The organism is Streptomyces sp. NPDC057654 (assembly GCF_042800135.1).
Lineage (GTDB): Bacteria > Actinomycetota > Actinomycetes > Streptomycetales > Streptomycetaceae > Streptomyces.
On the sequence record NZ_JBHVHQ010001074.1, the window covers coordinates 1 to 2,559 of the forward strand.

General features: G+C 74.5%; 2 protein-coding genes. One reads left to right on the forward strand and one right to left on the reverse strand.

Translation table 11 applies throughout. From position 1 onward, the window contains the following. Positions 1-1,720, forward strand: a 1,720-nt coding sequence (locus ACFU99_RS40545; protein ID WP_384402856.1) for a hydantoinase B/oxoprolinase family protein, incomplete at its 5' end; no start/stop codon positions are given. 22 nt (positions 1,721-1,742) lie between these two features. Here ACFU99_RS40545 and ACFU99_RS40550 read toward each other — a convergent pair. Beyond that, a partial coding sequence (locus ACFU99_RS40550; RefSeq protein WP_384402859.1) for a biotin-dependent carboxyltransferase family protein occupies positions 1,743-2,559 on the reverse strand: 817 nt, incomplete at its 5' end.

The following is a 2,559-nucleotide window of genomic DNA, read 5'->3' on the forward strand; positions in this document are numbered from 1 at the left end:
GTACGAGCGCGACGAACTCGGCCCCGGCGCCGCCGTCACCGGCCCCGCGATCATCGCCGAGCCCGACGCCACCACCGTCGTCGACCCCGGCTGGCAGGCGGGCCTCGGCGACCACGGCCACCTCCTGCTCACGCGCGTACGGCCGAAACCCCGCACCTCCGCCGTCGGCACCGACGTCGACCCCGTCATGCTGGAGGTCTTCAACAGCCTCTTCATGACCATCGCCGAACAGATGGGACTGCGCCTGGAGAACACCGCGCACTCCGTCAACATCAAGGAGCGCCTCGACTTCTCCTGCGCCCTCTTCGACGCCGACGGCAACCTGATCGCCAACGCCCCGCACATCCCCGTGCACCTCGGCTCCATGGCGGACTCCATCAAGGAGGTGCTGCGCCGCAACGGCGACGCCATGCGCCCCGGCGACGTGTACGCCATCAACGACCCCTACCACGGCGGCACCCACCTGCCGGACGTCACCGTCATCACGCCTGTCTTCGACGAGGCGGGCGGGCAGGAGACGGGCGGGGAACTGCTCTTCCTCGTCGCCTCGCGCGGCCACCACGCGGAGATCGGCGGGATCACCCCCGGCTCGATGCCCGCCTTCAGCCGCACCATCGAGGAGGAGGGCATCCTCTTCGACAACTGGCCGCTGGTCCGCGACGGGCGGCTCCGCGAGGAGGAGACCCGCGCGCTGCTCGCCTCCGGCCCGTACCCCTCCCGCGCCCCCGACGCCAACCTCGCCGACCTGCGCGCCCAGATCGCCGCCAACGAGAAGGGCGTACAGGAACTGCGCGCCATGGTCGAGCAGTTCGGCCTGGACGTCGTACGGGCCTACATGGCGCACGTGCAGGACAACGCGGAGGAATCCGTGCGCCGCATCGTGGCGGGGCTCACCGACGGCTCCTGCCGCTACGAGACGGACAGCGGCGCGGTGATCCGCGTCGCGCTGCGCGTGGACCGCGCGGAGCGCAGCGCCGTACTGGACTTCGCGGGCACCTCGCCCCAGCAGGAGGGCAACGCCAACGCCCCCAGGTCCGTGGTGACGGCGGCCGTGCTCTACGTCTTCCGGACGCTCGTGGCCGACGACATCCCGCTCAACAGCGGCTGCCTCAAGCCCCTCACCATCCGCATCCCCGAGGGCTCGATGCTCGCCCCCGTCCACCCGGCGGCCACCGTCGCCGGGAACGTGGAGACCTCCCAGGCCGTCACCGGCGCCCTGTACTCGGCGCTCGGCGTGCAGGCGGAGGGGTCCGGCACGATGAACAACGTCACCTTCGGCAACGACCGCACGCAGTACTACGAGACCGTGGCGAGCGGCTCCGGCGCGGGCCACGGCTTCGACGGCGTCGACGCCGTGCAGACCCATATGACCAACTCCCGGCTGACCGACCCCGAGGTCCTGGAGTGGCGCTATCCGGTGCGGGTGGAGAGCTTCTCGGTACGGGCGGACGGCGGCGGGCGCGGCCGGTGGCACGGCGGCCGGGGCGTCGAGCGGCGCATCCGCTTCCTGGAGCCCATGACCGTCGCGCTGCTCACCGGGCACCGCAGGGTCGCCCCGTACGGCATGGCGGGCGGCGAGCCGGGCGCGCGCGGCGAGAACCTCATCGAGCGGGCGGACGGCGCGGTGGAGCCGCTGGCCGGCTGCGATGTGACCGAGGCGCGGACGGGGGACGTGCTCGTCGTCCGCACCCCGGGCGGGGGCGGCTACGGCGCCGTATAGCTTCGCGCGGTGCTATACGGTTCTATGCAGTACGGGCGGGCACGAAGCGGACGGGCGTGCCCGGCACCGCCTGGGCGGCGGCCGGAAGCCAGCGCTCCGGAACGACTCCTATGACCGGGTAGCCGCCCGTCGTGGGGTGGTCGGCGAGGAACAGCACGGGACGGCCGTCCGGCGGCACCTGCACCGCCCCCAGCACCATGCCCTCGCTGGGGAGTTCGCCCTCCTTGGCCCGCTCCAGCGCCGGGCCCTCGGTGCGCATCCCGATGCGGTTGCTCGCCGGGGACACCGCGTAGCTCCCCGAGGCCAGGGTGCGCAGGGCGGCCTCGGTGAACCAGTCGTCGCGGGGGCCGAGCAGCACCGGCAGCACCAACTCCCGCGCGGGGCCCGGGGACGGCGCCGCGTCCACGCCGACGGGCGCCGGGCGCGCCAGGCCGAGCGGCAGCCGCGCCCCGTCGGCCAGCGGCGGCGGGCCGAGCCCGGACAGCGCGTCGGTGGAGCGGCTGCCGAGCACCGGCTCGACGCCGACGCCGCCGGAGAACGCCAGATAGCAGCGGAGCCCGTGGGTGGGCGCGCCGATGTCGAGAACGGCGCCGTCCGGTACGCGCACGGCCGCTCCCCACGCGGCCGGGCGGCCGTCCACGGAGACCGGGCAGGGCGCGCCGGTCACCGCGACGGTCACCGCGCCGTGCGCCCGTACGGCGCATCCCGTCAGCGTCGTCTCCACGGTGGCGGCGTCGGGCGGATTGCCGACCAGCCGGTTGGCGAGCCGGTGCGCCGGCTCGTCGAGGGCGCCCGCGCGCCCGACCCCGAGGTGGGCGTGGCCGGGCCGCCCCAGATCC